The sequence below is a fragment of the uncultured Methanobrevibacter sp. genome, from assembly GCF_902784195.1.
In the GTDB taxonomy this organism is placed as follows: Archaea; Methanobacteriota; Methanobacteria; order Methanobacteriales; family Methanobacteriaceae; genus Methanobrevibacter.
In genome coordinates, this window is sequence record NZ_CACZTX010000001.1 from 236,780 (window position 1) to 256,434 (window position 19,655).

General features: G+C 30.0%; 16 protein-coding genes. 9 read left to right on the plus strand and 7 right to left on the minus strand.

Going from position 1 to position 19,655, the window contains the following annotated elements; all coding sequences use genetic code 11:
* The first annotated feature begins 91 nt into the window (after positions 1-91).
* Complete coding sequence (locus QZU90_RS01130) at positions 92-1,381, plus strand: TIGR02710 family CRISPR-associated CARF protein (RefSeq protein WP_296855002.1); 1,290 nt, start codon at positions 92-94, stop codon at positions 1,379-1,381.
* 5 nt (positions 1,382-1,386) lie between these two features.
* Here the strand turns inward: QZU90_RS01130 and QZU90_RS01135 are convergent, their stop codons facing one another.
* Both QZU90_RS01135 and QZU90_RS01140 read right to left on the minus strand, forming a co-directional pair.
* Positions 1,387-2,082: a lipopolysaccharide assembly protein LapB gene (locus QZU90_RS01135; RefSeq protein ID WP_296855004.1), complete on the minus strand. Its 696-nt coding sequence runs from the start codon at positions 2,080-2,082 to the stop codon at positions 1,387-1,389.
* A complete protein-coding gene (locus tag QZU90_RS01140) occupies positions 2,036-2,680 on the minus strand; it encodes a lipopolysaccharide assembly protein LapB (protein WP_296855006.1) in 645 nt (214 codons plus the stop codon). Before QZU90_RS01140 ends, QZU90_RS01135 begins: the two co-directional genes overlap by 47 nt.
* 615 nt (positions 2,681-3,295) lie before the next feature.
* Between QZU90_RS01140 and QZU90_RS01145 the strand changes: the two genes are divergently transcribed.
* The gene (locus QZU90_RS01145; protein WP_296855008.1) at positions 3,296-4,252 is read left to right on the plus strand and encodes an AAA family ATPase; all 957 of its coding nucleotides are present in this window, start codon (positions 3,296-3,298) and stop codon (positions 4,250-4,252) included.
* Position 4,253: 1 nt separating this feature from the next.
* Complete coding sequence (locus QZU90_RS01150) at positions 4,254-4,991, plus strand: hypothetical protein (protein WP_296855010.1); 738 nt, start codon at positions 4,254-4,256, stop codon at positions 4,989-4,991.
* Positions 4,992-5,026: 35 nt separating this feature from the next.
* On the opposite strand, the gene QZU90_RS01155 is transcribed toward QZU90_RS01150, so the two are convergent.
* From QZU90_RS01155 to QZU90_RS01175, 5 genes are all read right to left on the minus strand, one after another.
* On the minus strand, positions 5,027-6,022 hold the full coding sequence (locus tag QZU90_RS01155; RefSeq protein WP_296855011.1) for a DNA-processing protein DprA: 996 nt from the start codon (positions 6,020-6,022) through the stop codon (positions 5,027-5,029).
* Entirely contained in the window at positions 6,015-7,466 is a 1,452-nt protein-coding gene (locus QZU90_RS01160) for a hypothetical protein (RefSeq protein ID WP_296855013.1), read from the minus strand. Before QZU90_RS01160 ends, QZU90_RS01155 begins: the two co-directional genes overlap by 8 nt.
* Before the next feature lie 73 nt (positions 7,467-7,539).
* On the minus strand, positions 7,540-9,759 hold the full coding sequence (locus QZU90_RS01165) for an AAA family ATPase (protein WP_296855015.1): 2,220 nt from the start codon (positions 9,757-9,759) through the stop codon (positions 7,540-7,542).
* Between the two features lie 9 nt (positions 9,760-9,768).
* A complete protein-coding gene (locus QZU90_RS01170; protein WP_296855017.1) occupies positions 9,769-9,909 on the minus strand; it encodes a hypothetical protein in 141 nt (46 codons plus the stop codon).
* Between the two features lie 21 nt (positions 9,910-9,930).
* The gene (locus QZU90_RS01175; RefSeq protein WP_296855019.1) at positions 9,931-11,688 is read right to left on the minus strand and encodes a DUF262 domain-containing protein; all 1,758 of its coding nucleotides are present in this window, start codon (positions 11,686-11,688) and stop codon (positions 9,931-9,933) included.
* A 552-nt stretch (positions 11,689-12,240) separates the two neighbouring features.
* Here QZU90_RS01175 and QZU90_RS01180 point away from each other — a divergent pair.
* The 6 genes from QZU90_RS01180 (at position 12,241) to QZU90_RS01205 (ending at position 19,655) form a co-directional block, all read left to right on the plus strand.
* On the plus strand, positions 12,241-12,396 hold the full coding sequence (locus QZU90_RS01180) for a hypothetical protein (RefSeq protein ID WP_296855022.1): 156 nt from the start codon (positions 12,241-12,243) through the stop codon (positions 12,394-12,396).
* A gap of 8 nt (positions 12,397-12,404) precedes the next feature.
* Positions 12,405-12,602 carry a hypothetical protein gene (locus tag QZU90_RS01185; protein ID WP_296855024.1) on the plus strand — a complete coding sequence of 66 codons (198 nt, stop codon included), beginning with the start codon at positions 12,405-12,407 and terminating at the stop codon, positions 12,600-12,602.
* A 261-nt stretch (positions 12,603-12,863) separates the two neighbouring features.
* Complete coding sequence (locus tag QZU90_RS01190) at positions 12,864-15,077, plus strand: BspA family leucine-rich repeat surface protein (RefSeq protein WP_296855026.1); 2,214 nt, start codon at positions 12,864-12,866, stop codon at positions 15,075-15,077.
* Positions 15,034-15,201, plus strand: coding sequence for a hypothetical protein (locus QZU90_RS01195; RefSeq protein ID WP_296855028.1), 168 nt, complete (start codon positions 15,034-15,036; stop codon positions 15,199-15,201). Before QZU90_RS01190 ends, QZU90_RS01195 begins: the two co-directional genes overlap by 44 nt.
* Positions 15,202-15,619: 418 nt before the next feature.
* A complete protein-coding gene (locus QZU90_RS01200; RefSeq protein ID WP_296855030.1) occupies positions 15,620-18,859 on the plus strand; it encodes a helicase-related protein in 3,240 nt (1,079 codons plus the stop codon).
* Between the two features lie 10 nt (positions 18,860-18,869).
* Positions 18,870-19,655, plus strand: coding sequence for a DUF4391 domain-containing protein (locus tag QZU90_RS01205; protein ID WP_296855031.1), 786 nt, complete (start codon positions 18,870-18,872; stop codon positions 19,653-19,655).

Sequence of the window (19,655 nt, forward strand, 5' to 3'; positions counted from 1 at the left end):
ATAATTATAAATAATTTTAAAAATAGACTATTTTTATTAATTTAAAATAAAAAATTATTATTTAACTTATTTTACTTTTTGCAGTGGTATCATGAGAAGGAAAATAAAGACTCTATTTATGACAGTGGGAACAGGAGTTAATCCAAATTCAGATGAGGAGAGCTATCAAAGATTGGCTAAGGTATTATACAATTCAATTAACAAGATCTCTCCAGACTATATAGTGTTCTTTGCCTCAGAAATATCAATGAATACAATCGATTATGTTAAGGAACTCTTTGAGGCTGATGATGATGTATTCATTGAAGGTGAAGACTATGAAATTGCTATTTTAAATGATATAGACAGTTTCAATGACTGCTTTGAAGCATTTGAAAGAATGGTATGGAAATTCAACATCTTATCCGAAGACAAGCATGAAATTATCATGGATTACACTTCCGGAACCAAAACCATGTCCGCTGCAATGGCTTGCTGCGGAATGTTCTATTCAGTGGACCTTATCAGTGTTACTGGAGACAGGAAGAATGGAACAGTATCCCTTGGTACAGAAACAATAAAGTATCAAAACCTCTATAAGGTCTATGACAAGTTTTCACTAATGAGAGTCAGGAATTACTTCAATGCAAACAGATTTTACACTGCAAGTGAAATATTGGAAAAAATAGTTGATGAAAGCATTCACACAGAGGACCTTATGAATCTTTCCAATGCATATTATGCATGGGACAATATGGACTTTGATGTCGCTTACGATTTTCTCACTAAAGTTGACCTGAATCTCTTAGAGCTTAATGAAATCAAGAATGATATCAAGATTAACCTTAAGGCATTAGGCACTATAGTAAGGTCTCAACACGAGAATCTCAAGAACTGCTATATTCTTGCAAGCTTGATTAATAATTCAATAAGAAGGGCAGAGGAATATAAGTATGATGATGCCATCGCTCGATTATATAGGGCATTTGAATTGATTGCACAAATTAGGCTTGCTTCTTATGGATTAACAAGTTCAGATATTGATGTTAATATACTTTTAGAGAAAAAAGTCAGCCAGGAATTCATTGATGCACTTGAAAAAACAAGGGATGAAGGCAAAATAAAAATAGGATTGATCAAGGATTATGAGCTATTGGCAGAATTGGATGATGAATTGGGAAAGTACTTTGCAGAAAATAGGCATAGCATCAACAATATAACCATTAAAAGAAATAATTCAATCTTGGCTCATGGACTTGAATCATTGGACAAGGAGGATTTCGATCAATTTGAAGAGCTTGTTGAAAACCTTGCCCGCAAGCTGGATAAGGATATGGACAAGTTCCTCAAAGAGACCAAATTCGCTAAATTTGATTTGAAAGTAAAGATGAATGAGATTTAGGATTTTTATCCATCATCTTCATCTTCCCCTATTTCTTTTAGGAATTCTCTCCATTCCCTTTCCTCTTCCATCATGTATTCATTGTACTTTTCAAAGTCCTTTTCAGCAAGTTCTTTTTTTCCAACTCTTTTATAATGCTTAGCACGTTCCAGGTATATTGTATAATAATCCGGATGTTTTGATTGTAGTTTATTATAGATGTTTTCAGCTCTTTCTGCATATCCTGCCTTGGATAGCCTTTTGGCAATTTCCATAATGTATTCTTTATATGGTCCTTTACTGTAATCCCAATTCTGAAGCATAACATGTGTTCCAACCTTTATGGATTCAAATGCATTTTGATTGTCTCCCAAGTCGAAATAGATTGCTCCAAGGACATGGAATGCCTTGTCATATTGGTAGTTACTCAATAGCTTGTTTGCATATTCGATTGCCAGATAATAGTTTCCTAAATAATAGGAAGTTTCGGTGATTAAAAATAAGCTTGTTTTGTCCATTTCATCGATTTTCAATGCTTCTTCCAGGTATTTATGAGCTAGTTCGAACTTTAGTATTTCAATATAGTTTTTAGCTATTGCAGTTTTCTTATCCGCTGTAGGATAGAGTCTGTCTGAGTTAATGAGGTATTTCAATGAGTCGTAAGGCCTGTTCAATTCATAGTATGACATCCCTATGACATAATTGAAATGGGTCCTTTTCAAAGATTCCCTTTTGTTTTTGCTCTTCAAAGGACTCGATTAGCTCATCGTATTTGCCAAGAGAGTATAAGCGAATCAGTACAGCAGACTTCATTGATGGAACTACATTGGCAAGCTCATTGTAATAGAACATGGAACGTTCGCTGTCATCAATTTCATCATAGATTTCTGACATGTGAAACAATGCCAATGTGTTTTCAGGATTCAAGTCCAGCACTTTTTCTCCGTATTCGATTGCATTTTCGTATTCTTCAAGTTCCCTGTATACAATCAAATGATTCAAAAGGTATCTTTCATTATTCTTGGTTTCCTTTAAGATTTCCAATGCCTTAGCTATTTCATTCATTTTTATATAGGTAAGCGCTATCATAAGAAAACCGCTGTCACTCACTCCGCCATTTTCCATACATTTGTTAAAAAGTTCGATTGATTTTTCATATTCCTTATTTTCGTAATAATCGCAAGCCAGGTTTTCCTGATATTCGATTAGATTAGGATTGATTTTCAGTATTTCCTTACAGACTTCTATGGATTTGTCTACATTGAATTCACATTCCACAGAGTTGTAGGATGCTATTAGTTTGTCAAGTTTACTTGACATAAATATCACCGTATAAAAATTGATTTAACAAGTTTATGTAATGGTAGTATATAAAGGTTTTGAATTAGTGTAAAATAAAAAAAAGAAAAAGAAGAGTTATTTTAATAGATAATTAACTATTTATGGTTCTTTTTCTTTTTTATTTAATTTCTTTAGTTAATCTTATATAGTGGGAAAAATATAATTGATATTAGTGAAGTAGGGGTTTCCCTACTTCTTTCTTGCTTTTATTATTGTCTGCACTATTAATATAGTGCAAACAAAATAATATAGTGCAAGGGCAATATCAATTATTTCCCGCATATAATCACCTCCCTAGCAAGTATCTTCGCTTCAACTCTTTTTAAACTATTTTTAATTTAAATTTCATTATTAAAGCCACTTAACTATATTTTCTTATATTGATTTTTTAACTATTTAAAGATTTATTTGTTCTTTATTTTGGTTATAAATAGTTATATATTGTTAATTTTTTATTTTAAATAAAATATGGTCTTTATTTTATTATTAGATTATAATTAGGTTGAAAAATTATAATGATTTTATAAAAAAATTTCAATAGATTTAAATTTTTAAAAAACATACTATTATTAAAAATCATATATCGGGGATAACATGTCTAATTTTAAATTTAAAATCAATAATGTAGGTTCAATCAATCATGCGGATATGGACATAGGAAGAATCAATGTCATAGGTGGTAAGAACTGTACTGGAAAGTCTACCACAAGCAATTTGTTATACTGTTTCTTAAGGGCCATTTCATCAGAGAATGACTCTACAATAAAGGAATTGCTTGATAGTGAATTCGATATAACAGGTCCTCAGGAAAACAAGGATTACGCTTACATATACTGTGATGATGAGTTTTCATACACTATTGATTTCAAGAACTATAAGTTTGATAAAGAAGGAGAATTAGATATAAGTAAAGTCTTTTACTTTGATTCATTCTCCTTATTTGACAATAAGTCTGGTGGAACCTACTTTTTAGAGCATGTTAAAAGCTTGGAAGCTGCTTTGGAAATAACTGAAGACATTAACGATGAAGAGCTGGAAGTTGAAAAGCTCATTAAGGAAATTCTCGGTGGAGAGATTAAGAAGGAAAACGGCGAATTGTTCTTCGTTAGGGAAAACGGATTCAAATCACATATGAAAAACACATCTTCAGGAGTTAAGCAGGTAGCAATCATTCAAACACTTCTAAACAACAAGGAACTTGAACCTAATTCTTTCCTTATCATGGATGAGCCTGAAGTCAATCTTCACCCAGAATGGCAGATCAAGTTTGCAAAGATTCTTGTTTTGCTTGTAAAGGAGCTTGACTTAAGCATTTACATCGCTTCACACAGTCCTTTCTTTATTGAAGCTATTGAATTATATTCCCAATACTATGACTTGATTGATGAGAGCTTCTTCTATCTGACTCAAAAAGCAGAAGGGTATCAGTATGACATTGTTTCTGTTGACTCCAATAATCTTGAAGCAATCTACAGAAACCTGGGACAACCATATGATATCCTTGATGAAATCAAGATGGACTTGATGTTCAAGAAACTAGATGGTGATTAGGATGGATGATATAGAAAAGTTTGATAAGTTTTTGTCTTTTTATGGTAAGTATTATCAGACTGTAAGTGAGATATCAATGCCATGTCCTGTTCACGATAAGGATTGTCCTTCAATTAAACACAAGGAATGTATAAGCAAAAGCAAGGAACCTCTTGTAAGTAGTGATTTCATGATGTATTCCTTTGACGATATTTGTAGGGATACTGAAACTATAGATATTTGTAACCTGCCATCTACCTGTGACGGTTTGTATTTGGATAAAAAGAGAAAAGTTCTATATTTCATAGAGTACAAGGGAGTGAAAATAGATAGGAATAGCAAAAGAGGAGAGCTTCAGGATATCTTGTATAATATGAATAAGGATTCACAATGTTATGACAAGTATTATGAAAGATTGCAATGGGTTTATAACAGTTATGGTGATGAACTTGCATTTAAGTTAAGGTTGAAGCCATTTGAAACCCTTGACTTGGCTTTACCTAATGTCTATAAGGATTATTGCATTAAAAATAAGATTTCTAAAGAAGATATGATAGATATCAATGAGTTTTTGCTTAATATAAAGAAGGTTTACATTGTTGTAGCTATTTCTGATAAGCATAATCCTGCTGCAGATAGGGCAGGGTCTTATAGGTTTATTCTTAGAAAACCTTTTGACAGATTGAAAGAGCTTGGATTATTTGAAATGGTTGAGATTATGGATCATAATGAGTTTAAGTTCTTTTTGGAGAGGATTTGAAAAAAAAAGAAAACGATGAAATTCATCATTTAAATTTAAAATAAAGTTGTTTGCTTAGATTTTTTCGTAGATTTAGGTTTAGAACTTTTTTTAATATTGGGACTGGAATCCAAGATAGCTAATTCTTCACAAAACTCTTCAATATCGCTAACTCTAGTTCCATTTCCATCATTTAATATCTTAACATTACCACTATAATCACCAATAGGATTATCATTAATATAATTTTCTTTTGATAATTCATTTGGAAGATAAACGTATAAATCTCTATGATAATCACTATCACTGTTTTTGTAGTTTATAGTGGCATTTACAGTATGCATTGTTCCGCTTTTTTCTCCACATTGGATAACAAAGTTGATATCTGAAAATGCAGCAACTATTTGATCCCTATCTACATAATAACCTTTGTTGGCTTTTATATTTGGTGCATATTCTGAAACCAAACAACCTCCATTTTCTATGATTTCTTCTGCTAATTTTTTATGTGAAGCTGGTGCAATATTATTGAATCCACTTGGCAATATTGCTATGGTGACTTTATTTTCCATAACAGTTGTTTCATGAGCTATCTTATCACAACCTAATGCAAGACCACTTATGATTGCTCTATCTGATTGGTCTAAAACTGCTTTAACAAGTTCTTTTTCAAAAATTTGGCTGTTTTCAGAAGGTTTTCTTGTTCCAATAACTGCCATATTAGGTTTGGATAATGCTTCCACATTTCCTTTCACATATAAGAATATTGGTTTTTTATTTCCCATATCATTTAATTTATCAGGGTATTCTTGATCGAATGGGGTTATTACAGTTATTTCAGGATTGTTTATTACTTCTTCATATATAGGTTCAGTCTTTGCAATGGCATCTACTATTTTCTCTTTTGAGTATTTGGAAGTGATTACTTTATTGGAAATTAAATCGTTAAAATTTTCTGAATTCTTTACTAATTCCAAATATTTATCATTGATTGTGCCTTTTCCTACACGTTTAATATTGCTTAAAAAAAGCAATTCCTTAAATTTATTCATCATTCCACCTTTCCACTTTATATGGTTCAACTTCAATTATGAGTCCATCTTTAGTGTAAATCAATTCATCATTGTCAACAGTTCTACCAATTGTTAGAGAAATAATGTCCTCATTTTTAAATCCATTGTCAATTAAAATGCTTCTACATGCATACATAATGTTTCCTGATGTTGTGATGTCATCTAAAAGTATATAACCCAATTTCAAATCGGATAATTCTTTATCTTCATTGAATATTATAGACTTAAAATGCTTATCCAATGACCTGCCTCCACCTTTAGATGAGGACTTGACACTTTTGCATCTGATTAATAGGTCACTATAATCAAGGATTTCAAAATCATATTCATATTCTCCATCTTCCTTTCCTTTTTTAATGGCAACTATGGATTTCTTTGTTTGTGGATCTTCATCTTTTGTTGAAGAAGGCACTGAAATAAGTGCTACGCCCTCTTTATCCATAAAATATGTTTTATAAATGTTTTTCACACCTTTAAAAAGGGCTTTTGTGAAACTAGGGATATATTTATTGTGATATTTGTATTTGATTAATTTTTCATCTATTTTAAAACATTCTTTCACATATTCACTTAATTCAACATTTCTGTTTTTGTAATATTCACGATCATCATTTTTAATGTAATCATATAGGAAGTAAATATTTGAGTAAAGTGCATGGTTAATGTTCAATTCAGGTACAGCAGGATAATCGAATTTTCTTTGAAATGCTTTTTCTATATCCTCTTCTGAAGTCTCATATAAGTTTCTCTTATGATAATTTGTCGGATTTTTTAATTTATATTTTTTAATAATATTTTCAATATATTCCTCTTTGTCAATGGGATTATCATCATTTTTGATTAATTTTGGTTTTTCTTCTGCTTGTTTTGGTGCTGTTTTTGTTTTTTCAATTTTGTCTTCAGTAGTAGATTGTTTCTTTCTTTCTTCTTCTTTTCTTTTATTTTCTTCCTCTATTTGTCTTTTTCTTTCTTCTTCTTTTCTTTTATTTTCTCTTTCTAACCTTTCAATGTTTCTTTTTCTTTCTTCTTCTTTTCTTTTATTTTCTTCCTCTATTTGTCTTTTTCTTTCTTCTTCTCTTTTCTTTTGTTTTTCTTTATTTCTTTGAATTCTTTTTTGGCGCTGTTTTCTTTTATTTTCTCTTTCATCTTTCTTATTTAATTTAGGCCTTTCATCAATGCTTATTCTATTAATGGTATTTAAGAATTTTTCCTTATTTCTGGAAAGGTTATTTTTATCATATTCCTTTAAAATTAGATCTTTAACTTGTTCATTGGAATATTTTTCAAAAATAAAATCTACCGCTTCATTTTTCCCTAATTCTTGGTCAATGCCCATATCATCTAGAAGCTCAATAAAAATACGCTTAGGCATTTTATTTTTCAATTCACTCTTTAATTTTAATTTAAGATTCTTATCTTCCATTTTATGCCCCCTTATATTATACTAATAATAAACATTAGTAATTTATAAATCTTTTCAAAATTAAAGTTCAATTTCACGCTTGTTTTTTAATATACATTATATAATTGCATTTATTTTGTATGCACATTCCCATTTTCTTATCCTTATTGAATTTGATGCATTTAGTAGGATGATCATAACATTTGAATGCGTTTTCAAAATTATAGACTGCATCTTTGAACTTTTCGATTTCCCCTATGCTTAAATCGTAATTCGCTTCGTTCTTATGGGATAATAGATTACCCATATAAGCAGTGCTGTCCAATTCCTCAAAGACATTATCATAATAATCTTTAAAATTAGCATTGCCTTTGAACAACTCATTTTTAAATAATTTAAGTTGTTTGTAATAATCATCTACAGTATAATGCTTTTTCAGAGGTAATCTAATTGCATTTGTTAAGCATATATCATATAATACATCTTCTAAATAGCGTCTTATTGAATTTCCTGCAGCAAAGCTGTCACCATTATCAATATAGTTGGCAATGATTTGCTTTGTGGTCATGCTTTCTGAAAGTTTTGGCCCTTCTTTCTTATCCCATTTCTTGATTTCCACGAATTTGAAATCATTTCCTTTCTTATGTGCACTTGTAATTCTGGCTAACTGTTCAAACCATAATTTATTATGGGTTGTTATAACAAATGTGTAATCTCCAAACTCTTCAAATAATAATCTAATGACTTGTTCCTTATGTTCCAAATCAACTGTTGAGATAATATCATCTAACATCATGAATTGATATTTATTGAATCTTTTAACAAAAGCCAGGAATATACATAATCCCATAGTGTCAATATGCCCTTCACTAGAGAATGTTCTAGGGTCAGAATAATCTTTGTCAAATTGAACTCCCAATTTTAGACTATTGGAACTTTTTACATTTATTCCAGGATTTTTTATGTCATCATTGCCATGTATGAACCTATAGAATGTATCAAAGTATTCACTGATTTCCTCTAAAATGTGTTTTATGGATTCCTTTTTCATATCAGTGAAAGTCTTATAGCTTATTTCTGCAATTTTAGCTTCTTTTTTTATCTTTTCAAGTTCTCCTTCAATCTTTTCTCTATCAATTAGCTTAAAGATAACTTCCAATGCATCATCTAATTCCTCATTGCTAGTGCTTTGCTTTTCTTTAATCAATTCAATTTTCACTTTAATGTTTGGAAGCATGTTCTTATCCATTTCACTAATCTTTTTATTGAAGTTTGAAAAATCCTCCAAATCCTTAATGAAATCTCTTAAATCGAATTCTTTCAAGTTGTAATCAAGATCTTTCAATTCATTGATTAATGATTTAACTTCGTATTTCCAGTTGTTTAATTCATTATTCCTTGCTTCTATATCCATTATCCTATTTTTTATATCTGCCATTAACTTTTCATTTTCTATTTTGCCATGGCAAATTGGACATTCATCCACTTTCTCGCTTTGAATGTATTCTCCGGATTTTTTCAATAAGGACAATAATGAATTTGCAGATTTGAATTCATTCAATGAGATGTTTTCATAGTCATCCAATAATTTCATGTATTTATCGTTTATATTAGAGATGTCTTCATCTATCCCCTCAATAAGTTTATTGTTTTCTGAGAATTTCTTTACAAAATCCTTTAGAAAAGTGTCTTTTGTGATGGTATCAAGATTATTCTTTTCCAAAACAAAATTAATTTCATCATAAATGTCATCTATGTCACAGTTGTAGATGCTTCTGATTTCATTTGTGTTATTTTCTAGTTCCGCCTTTTTATTTTTCACTTGCTTGATTAGGCTGTTATTTACCCATCTGAGTTTCTCTTCAATTTTATCATATTTTTCATATGATATGAGATTTGTAATTGTATCGTAACGTTTTCTAGGAGTTGATTCAATGAATTTCAATAGTTTTTTTCTATTTAAGATGAATGAACCGTTTTTGAAATCATCCTTCAAGTCCTTAAGTTCCTTATCATATTTTAAACCATTTTTGAAAGATCTTTCGATTGTATAATCTCCAATATGTGCTCTGACAAGCACATCACTTGCCTTATCCCCCATATGAATAAGGGATTTGTCGTGATCCACATCACCCATCCCACTAAGGCTTCCGACCTTTCCTGTAAATAGGTATTCGATAGCATTTACAAATGAACTTTTCCCAGTACCGTTAGCCCCACAGAACACTAAAGACTTTTTGTCAAAGTTCAAAGTATATTGTTTGATGCCTCTAAAGGAGCGTATTTCTATATCATCAAATTGCAGTTTAGTCATATCAGCACCTTAATAGTATTTTTTGATAATTCCTTCAATATTCTCTTTTTTAGAGCGCCTAATTTCTTTTTTCAGTTCATTTATAAAGTCTTGATTGTCTATTTCTTTACTAAGTTCATTAAAGTAATTGTCTAAAAATTCATCTTGCATAGAATCAACTCTTTAAGGAATTTATATTTTTTCAAAATATTCTCTGATACTTTTTGCCATCAATTTCCTACGAGCTTCTAAAAAGTCAAAATAATCCATATTCCAGAAATCATGAGGTAAATCGTATTTTTCAGTGTAATTATTTAATAAATCCTCTTTATCTGCATCACCTAAAGAATCAACCATCAGTGTCCAATATTCTTCTGGAGATTTATCGCTGATTTTAATATTGTCTTTATATTCAATATAAATCATATTCGCTTGTTGATTATAATCTCTTTTATCTTTAATTCCATTCTTAATTAAATAATTTTTAGGGAAGATATGATGAACATCTACAGATTTCTTAGGTGCTTTAGTTAATGGATTTAAATGATCTCTTAGAATTGCTTTTGAAAAAAGCATATTCTCTCCAGAATATATTTTAGAAACTGTATATACTTTTCCTGCATAGTTGTTTATTGATGAAATTAATCTTTCAGGCAAAGTGATATTCCAATAGTCTTCAGTTAATTCGCTATTCATTATCCTATTTAATATTCCAATAAAATCAGCATCTTCACTTCTGAAATTAGATAAATCTTGTTCATAAATGGATTCAGGTGAAGAAGTGTATCTTTGAGTTAATTGAGAGAATATAAACCATTTTTGAATAATTCTATTTAATTCATTATAGGGCACTTTGAATTTTTCTTTACCAATTAAATATAATCCATAGCATGCATAAAATGCAAATTTAGAACTGATTAGCAAATCATAGTTAATAAATCCGATTGATTCAATTATATTTACAAAATCATGCCAATTTTTAATGTTTAATGTTTGCTCTTGGGCTTTTTTAAATATTTCAAAGTTTTTGTCACGTTCTTCCTTACTGGTTGTCTTATTTTCTAAGTTTCTACCTTTTAAGATTAAATAAGCATATCTTAAACGTCCTCTTAAAAATGATAAAGCAACAGTTGGCCTTAATAGATGTTCAGATTCTGGTTGAGCTTTAATTGTATTATATGGAGAAGCATCACCTTCACTAGGTGTTTTACACCCTTTTACAAATTCCTCAATTGCTTCTCTTCCTTTATCCCAGTATACAGACATTAAAGTTAAAATAAAATCGGATTGGTTTAATATTTTTCCTTTACTGTTTATTCTTACAAATATTTCAGAAACTTCTTCAGGATCCAAATCAGATGATAATTCGAGTACAGAAATGGAATATTTCTGTATATTTTTCATTCTTTCGAGTCTTCCACCAATTTTTTCTTCATTGAATTCCATATCTGGTTTCTTTTCATTAATTTTATTGCGGTAGGCACTGACAAGTGTAAATAAACCAGTATTGAATATTTCAGTTATATCATCAATCCATTCTGGATCTTTTTGAATACTTGAGTTTAATACTTGAATTTCTTCAGTGATAGGATTGAAGGCTATGTGTGGATTTCTCCATTGGTAATTTTTGTTTAACACTGATTTTCCTGTAAAAACAGCAAAAAGAGAAGTTAATCTTTGTTGGCCATCGATTACAAGTCTATTTGGGGTTGTAACCTTATCTTTACCTATTGGCTTAGGTTTATAACCATCACCATCTCCAATTTTCCAAAGGATGATTAAACCTGTTGGCATGCCTTTGTATAATGAATCAATTAAGTCTCTTATTTGTGTATCTTTCCATACAAATGGTCTTTGTAAGTCTGGAAGTGCGATAATTCCAGAATCCACGTCTGCTACTAAATTACCGAGTTCATAAGTTGTATTGTTAAAAACTACTCCATTATTCATAATTTCCCCTTTATTGAATTGATTATATTATTAATTATAATTTTAAGATATAAAAAATTTTTTTAATTTTAAAAATATTAATTTTATATTGTATTTCTTTATAAGCAAGTATTTTATCTATTAAATTATCCAAAGTATTGATATTAAAACTATTTTATATTAGAACTTGATGTAATCATAAAAATGGTTCTAAATTATAATTTTGCTCTTTTTTCCATTATATATAGATTAATGAAGAATAAACAATCCAAGTCTGTCTGTATGATTAGTTTTTAAAATCTTTCATTCATCCTCTTTATGTGCTTGGGTTCAATGTGTTATTATGCAACTTGAAAGTTTTTTCAAGTACTCTTTTTTTACTCACTCGTATGTTTGCTATTTTTCCTTTTATGTCTCATATGTGATTATCCTTAGGAAGTTGGTTTTGAAGAACTCTTAAATTTTATGGAATAGCAAGGATAATCTCTACCTTTACGATTTACAAAATATTTAAATATTACAGATTATATATTAACAATATCTATTTTTTTTAAAATATGTAGGGGTTTATATATGGATATGAAAGATTTAAAAAATTTGTTAGTAGGGTATTTTGTTTTTGAAAAAATTAAGAAAGCTTTACATACGGGTTTAGGATTAGCAATTGCTGTTTTATTGTGGGCTATTGTTCTTTTTGTTTTATCTGTTTTAGGTATTGGGCATATGTGAGGGATATTATGAGTGGTTTTGATAGCGATGCAGCGTGTATTTTAGGATTAATTTTATCACCAGTTTTAGGACTTGTATTGTTATATGTTATTTTTGATATAGGTTATATATTATTCAATGGGAAATCTCCAACAGGGTTAATCATATTCTTTATTTTAGTGATATTGACAATCATAATAGTCAAAATATTAATAAATAGAGAATAATAATTTTCAGTGAATTTTAAAAAAGTTTTTATAATTAGAAACTAAATATATAATTACAGTAACTAATCTTTTACTAAACCTGACCCAATTACATATCACCCACTTTATATATGTTTTTTTGAAACTATTGTAGTTCCACTTCTACTATTTTTCTATTTTTGAGTAATTTTAAATAATGCTATTCCAATAAATAATATTAAAAATCCTATTCTTTATAAATTAACTATTTTTAAACATATGCTATATTAGTGGTGATATTTTATGTTAGAAAAAGAACTCTTATATCAATATGCTTTAAAAGCTATGGGAAGATTCGAATCTAAAAAAATAAGTATTTTTGGAAACGGATATGTTGAATCACTTGATGAAAATAACAGATTTGTTGAGAGAGATCTTTCAAAAGATAAAGATTATGAAACATGGGTTTTGAATAGTATTGAGGAAGGCAATGGAATATTTATCGTAATGGGTCAGTTTGTTATTGATTATTGCGGTTCATTTGAAGATATAACTGATACTGATTTTGTCTTTGATGATAGATATTACGAAGAAGGTTATTTAGATAGTCTTTACAGGGAATATTATGGCTTTGATGATGAGGACATGTATGATGAGCCAATCGATGAAGAAGACTATGATTTTGAGGATGAACCTGAAGCGGTTTCATTTTATATAGATGCAGAACATGGTGTCTCTGCTGCATGTTCGGTGGATTATTTCCCTCCAAACACTGATTTTATTTGCCATGTTGGAATAAACCTATGCAAGGAAGGGGATGAATATCATGTCACTCCAGGATATGCTTATCTGCCTGAGGTCGGAGCACTTGACCCTCGCATGACTTATGAAGATTGGCCTATCACTAAAGAAAGTATTGAAGATGACCCTATTGAACAGTTATTTGCTGTGGTTTTAGACAGCAATCTTAGTTATGATGGAGAAGAAGAGGGAGCATATAATGAATGGAGTCTTGAAAATTTATTAGAGAGAATTCATGAAGATACTGTCACTAAAGATCTTGATGTTAAATTTGGAGCTAGTGGTAACGAATTTGAGAAAGAAGCTGAAGAATTATTAAAGGCTGGTAAAATAAGTAATTATTTGGAGCATTTTGAAAAATTGAATAGTGCAACTGACAGCATTTATGATTTAGGTGATAATGAAGTTCTTATAATTTTAAAAGATGGGACTAATTTAACCAGTTGGGATAATGTTTCTAATCAGCATGATATTTTATATATTAGTGAGGATTTCTCAAATCGTAAGGTTATAACAAGAAAGTATCGCTATCTCACTTCACTCAAAGCAACAGTTGTAGTGGGCATAACAAAGAAAATAAAAGACATGGAAGAAATGTTTCAGGGCTGTTCTTCATTGGTTGATTTGTATGGCCTAGAAACTTGGGATACCTCTAAAATAGAAAAAATGGAGGGTATGTTTAGGGGCTGCTCTTCTTTGGAAGATATATCTGGTTTGGAAAATTGGGATATTTCCAATGCTTATAGATTATGGAATCTCTTTGATGGCTGTTCTTCTTTGACTGATTTGTCTCCTTTAGCCAATTGGGATATTTCGGATGTGAGTTCTATGGCAGATATGTTTAGTGGCTGTTCCTCTTTGGTTAATTTGTCTCCTTTAAAAGATTGGGACACCTCAAATGTAAGGAATATGTCCAGATTATTTTCTGGATGCTCTTCTTTAGCTGATTTGTCTCCATTGGAAAAATGGAATATCTCATCAGTACGAAAAATCGATAGCATCTTTGGAGGTTGTTCTTCTTTGGTTGATTTGTCTCCTTTAAAAGATTGGGACACATCACAAATAAAGTCAATGGTACATATGTTTGGAGGATGCTCTTCTTTGACTGGCTTGTCAGGTTTAGAATATTGGAATACTTCTAAATTAGAAAATATGCAAGGTATCTTTAGGGATTGTTCTTCTTTAATAGATTTGTCTTCGTTGGAGAATTGGGATACTTCTAAGGTTAATAACATGTGGAGCGTGTTTGAAGGCTGTTCCTCTTTGGTTGATTTGTCTCCTTTATCTGGTTGGAATGTTTCCCATGTAACTGCAATGAGATATATTTTTGAAGGCTGTTCTTCTTTGATTAGTTTGTCTGGTTTGGAAAATTGGGATATTCATAGAGTTAGTGATATGATAGCTATGTTTAAGTGCTGCTCTTCTTTAACTGATTTGTCTTCATTAAAATCTTGGAATCTATCACCTTTTAATCAGGATTTAAGTGGAATGTTTAAGTTCTGTTCTTCTTTATCTGATCTGTCGCCATTATCTTCTTGGGATGTTTCCGGTGTTTTTACAATGAAAAATATGTTTAAAGGAGGTTCTTCTTTATCTGATTTATCCCCGTTATCCTCTTGGGATGTTTCTAAATTTTTGGAAAATTCCGGAATTTTTGATGATTGTCCTAATATTGAAGTATATCCAAATTGGTATGAAAACAATAAAAGCAGATGATATTGTTCAAGAAAAGGATAATGAGAAACTAAGAAAAAGGAATGAAGATTTAGCAAAGAAAGTAGATGAACAGGATAGAAGAATAGAATGTTTAGAACAGTTTTTGAAATATCTAAAAGAGTAAAAAGGTTTGGTGGAAATAAGTAGTTCCTTTCTTCAAAACATGTTCAAAAATTAATCATGAAACCTATTAATGCCTAATTTATTAAAATTATAGTCCTGATATCTACATTAACTTATAGATATTTTTGTTAATGGAATAAACGATGATTATTTTGGGATTGCTATTGAAGAATCTGATAGTTTCACTTATAAACTTTTAATATTTTAATCGTTATTTGAAGAATTTTATGGGCAATTTTTTTTAAATATTTATCTCAGCAAGATTAACTTTTCAACTAATTTAATTGATTATTGAAATAATGGAAATTACGATGTTTAACTTTGATTAAAGTTTTTAATTTTTTAAATTTATATAAAAATTTAATAATCACTTTTAATATATTTATTAATAATTATAATCTTATATAAAGGTGGGTATCTTGTCTGAGGTAAAGGCTCCAAAAGTATTGGATAATAAAACTAATTTTGTATACACAGAACTTGAGGAAAGCATAAAAAAAGGTTCTAAGCTTTCTGTAATTTCAGCTCTTTTTTCAATGTATGCATATGATGCATTAAAGAAGGATTTAGATAAAATAGACAATATGAGGTTTATTTATACTAAACCAAGCTTTATTCGTGATGATAAAAAAGAATCAAGGGAATATTACATTGATAATAATAGTATTTTCGGTAATGATTATGAGATTAAGCTTAGGAATGAAATGACTCAAGGATCCATTTCAAGAGATTTTTCAAAATGGATAAATGATAAACTGGAAATCAAATCATTCAAAACACCTAATGAAGCACAATCACGTATGGTTTGTGTTGACAATGGTGATGATTCTAGCATAGCTATCAATGGAAGTGTGGACTTTACAACAACAGGTTTAGGACTAAACAAATCAGACAGACAAGATATGAACCAGTGTGTTTATGGAAATATGTTTACACAACCTTCCTTAATGATGTTTGAAGCACTATGGGATAATGAAGACCTTTTGGAAGATGTTAAGGAAGAAGTTTTAGAGCAAATGAAAACAATGCATAAGGAAAATCCGGCTGAATTCATCTATTTCTTATCTCTTTACAACATATTCAGTGGTAACCTTGATGCACTAGATGAAGACAAGATTATTAGAAAAGGAAATACACTTAAGGAATCACAAATTTGGAACAAATTATATAAGTTCCAGAAAGATGCTGTTATGGGCGTAATTGACAAAATTGAAAATTATAACGGATGCATCCTTGCTGACAGTGTTGGTTTAGGTAAAACTTTTACAGCCCTTGCAGTAATTAAATACTACGAGTCACGAAACGATAGAGTTTTGGTCTTAGTGCCTAAAAAATTAAGGGACAATTGGACTATTTATACACTTAATGATAAACGAAATATCTTTGATGAAGATAGGTTTAACTATGATGTTTTAAATCACACTGATTTAAGCCGTGAGAGAGGAAAATCCGGGGATTTGGATTTGAAAACAATCAATTGGGGTAATTATGACCTTGTTGTAATTGATGAGTCTCATAACTTCCGTAATAATCCTTCATTTGAAGGTAGAACCACTAGATATCAAAAATTAATGAATGATATCATTAAAGGAGGGCATAAAACACGTCTTTTAATGCTTTCTGCAACTCCGGTAAACAATAAATTAACTGATATCAAAAATCAAATTGCTTTCATCACCGAAGATGATGATAACGCTTTAGAGAATTTTGGAATTCCAAGTATTGCAAATACTCTTAGAAAGGCTCAAATGGAATTCAATAGATGGTCTAGGCTCACTGTAGAGGAAAAATCTGAAGAAGAGTTCATTAACAATTTAGATTTGGATTATTTCCAGCTATTGGATACATTAACAATTGCACGTTCAAGACGCCATATTGAAAAATATTATGATTTGGACGAAATAGGTCAGTTCCCAAATAGATTAACTCCTATCAATATCTATTCTGAAATAGATAATGAAGGATATTTTCCTCCATTAAGCACTATAAATAATGAGATTTCATTATTGAATTTAGCAATTTATTCTCCTTTAAAGTATGTTTATCCTAATAAAATGGCAGGATATGAAGCAAAATATGATAGGCATGTGGGCGGTGCCAGTGTACTCCGACAAATTGATAGGGATACAAATATTGTTCAATTAGTGAGAGTGAACCTATTAAAACGTATGGAGAGTTCCATTGAAGCATTTAGACTAACAATTAAAAGATTATTACGTCATATTGATAGCACTATTTCTAAAATTGATGAAGGCGTAGATTATGATCCTGATTTAGATATTAATCTAATTGATCCTGAAGGAGAGGAATATGACAACCAGATGTTTGGTAAAAAGAGAAAAGTTCTTTACCAAGATATGGATTTGATTAAATGGAAGCAGGATTTGGAATTGGATAAGGAAAAATTGGAGTTTTTATTAAGTGAAGCTAAACTTATAGAACCTGATAGAGACAGTAAATTACAGGATTTAAAGGAAAAAATAAAAGATAAACAAAATAATCCTATTAATGAAGGAAATAAAAAAATTATCATTTTTACAGCATTTGCTGACACCGCAAAATATCTTTATAAAAACATTAACAAATGGGCTTTTGATGAATTTGGAATTTATTCTGCCCTTGTAACCGGTGGTGGAGATAATAAGACTAACTTAGATTCAGTTTTAAATACAGATTTGAATGATATTTTAATGAACTTTTCTCCTAAATCTAAGGAAAGAGCTCATTTGGAACCTAAAGCTAAAGATGAAATTGATATCCTTATCTGCACAGACTGTATTTCAGAAGGTCAAAACCTTCAGGATTGTGATTATTTAATTAACTATGATATTCATTGGAACCCTGTCAGAATCATTCAAAGATTTGGAAGAATAGATAGGATAGGTTCAGAAAATACAGATATTCAATTAGTTAATTTCTGGCCAAATATGGAGTTAAATGAGTATATTAACCTTGAAGCCAGAGTAAAAGATAGGATGGTTATGGTTGATATTTCCGCTACTGGTGAAGAGAACATTATTGAAAAAGACCAAACCATGAAGGATTTGGATTATAGAAAAGCACAATTGCAGGAATTAAAAGACAGAGTTCTTGATTTGGAGGATATTGGAAATTCCATTTCCATTACAGATCTTACTTTCAATGACTTTAAGATTGAATTAATGGATTATATGAAAGAAAATAAGGATGAATTGGAAAGAGCTCCTAAAGGTATTTATTCAATAATTGATATTCCTAATGAATTAAGGGAAGATGTAGAACCTGGGGTTATATTCCTCCTTAGACAAGTCACTGGAACAACTGAATCAATGGAGAGAAATCCATTAAGTCCTTATTACTTAGTTTATATTGGTGAAGACAATCAAGTTAAATACAATTACATTAATTCCAAAAAGGTATTGGATTATTATCAGAAACTTTGTGTAGGTAAAAAAGAAGTGCTTCATGAGCTTGTTAAAGACTTTAATATGGAAACAAATGATGGAAAAGATATGGAAAAATACTCTTCTTTATTAGTTGAAACAATTGAGAATATATTAGGTAAAAAGCAAGAAGCAGGTGTAAAAAGTTTGTTTAGTAAAGGAGGAACAGCTGTTATAAAACAGGATATTAATGGATTGGAAGAGTTTGAATTAGTTACATTTTTAATTATTAAGTAAAGGGGTTTGAATGTTAATTGAGGATTTAATCAAGGTTCCTAATGCAGCTATTGTCAACAGTATCCTTCCAAAGCAGGATATCTTTGAAGCTACTGGAATGACTAAAGCAGATAAAGATTATTTTGTAAGGTATGTCAAACAGATTAGATGGCTGTATAAGTTTGATGATGCTTCTGTTAGAATAAAACCTTTTGTCAATGATGAGAAATCATATTTGGAAGCTGAATTAATTGGTATTAATCTAAAAAAGGAATTTCAGGAGTATAATCATAATACTGGTAATTATCATAGATTTGATGCAAGACTTGATAGGATTGTAGATATTCTTCTTAGATTTATCCCTTATCCTATACTCCTATGTGCAGAATTCAATGATGAGATTAAGTTTTATGTAAGTCATATAAGTGAAAGCAAGTCGGATTATGATAAAATCACTTTAGATGAGCTTATTTATACAGATTGGATTGATGTAAATAATTTAGATGGTTTTGATGAAGAATTGATTGATAAATTGCAGATAGATAATTTGGATAAAACCAATGTATTTACATTTTATGATGATATGGTTACAGCCATTATTCAGTATAATGGATCTAAGGAAGTAGGTCAAGAGGTAACTTTAAGTTCAGATGAGATTCAAAAGATAATGGATGATATTAAAGTGCTTGAGAGAAAAATAGCTGATTTAAGAGTTGCAATTAGACGAGAGGCTAATTTTAATAAAAAAATGGATTATAATATTCAGATTAAAGAATTACAAATGGAAATAAAATTATTACAAGATGAATTGAAATAG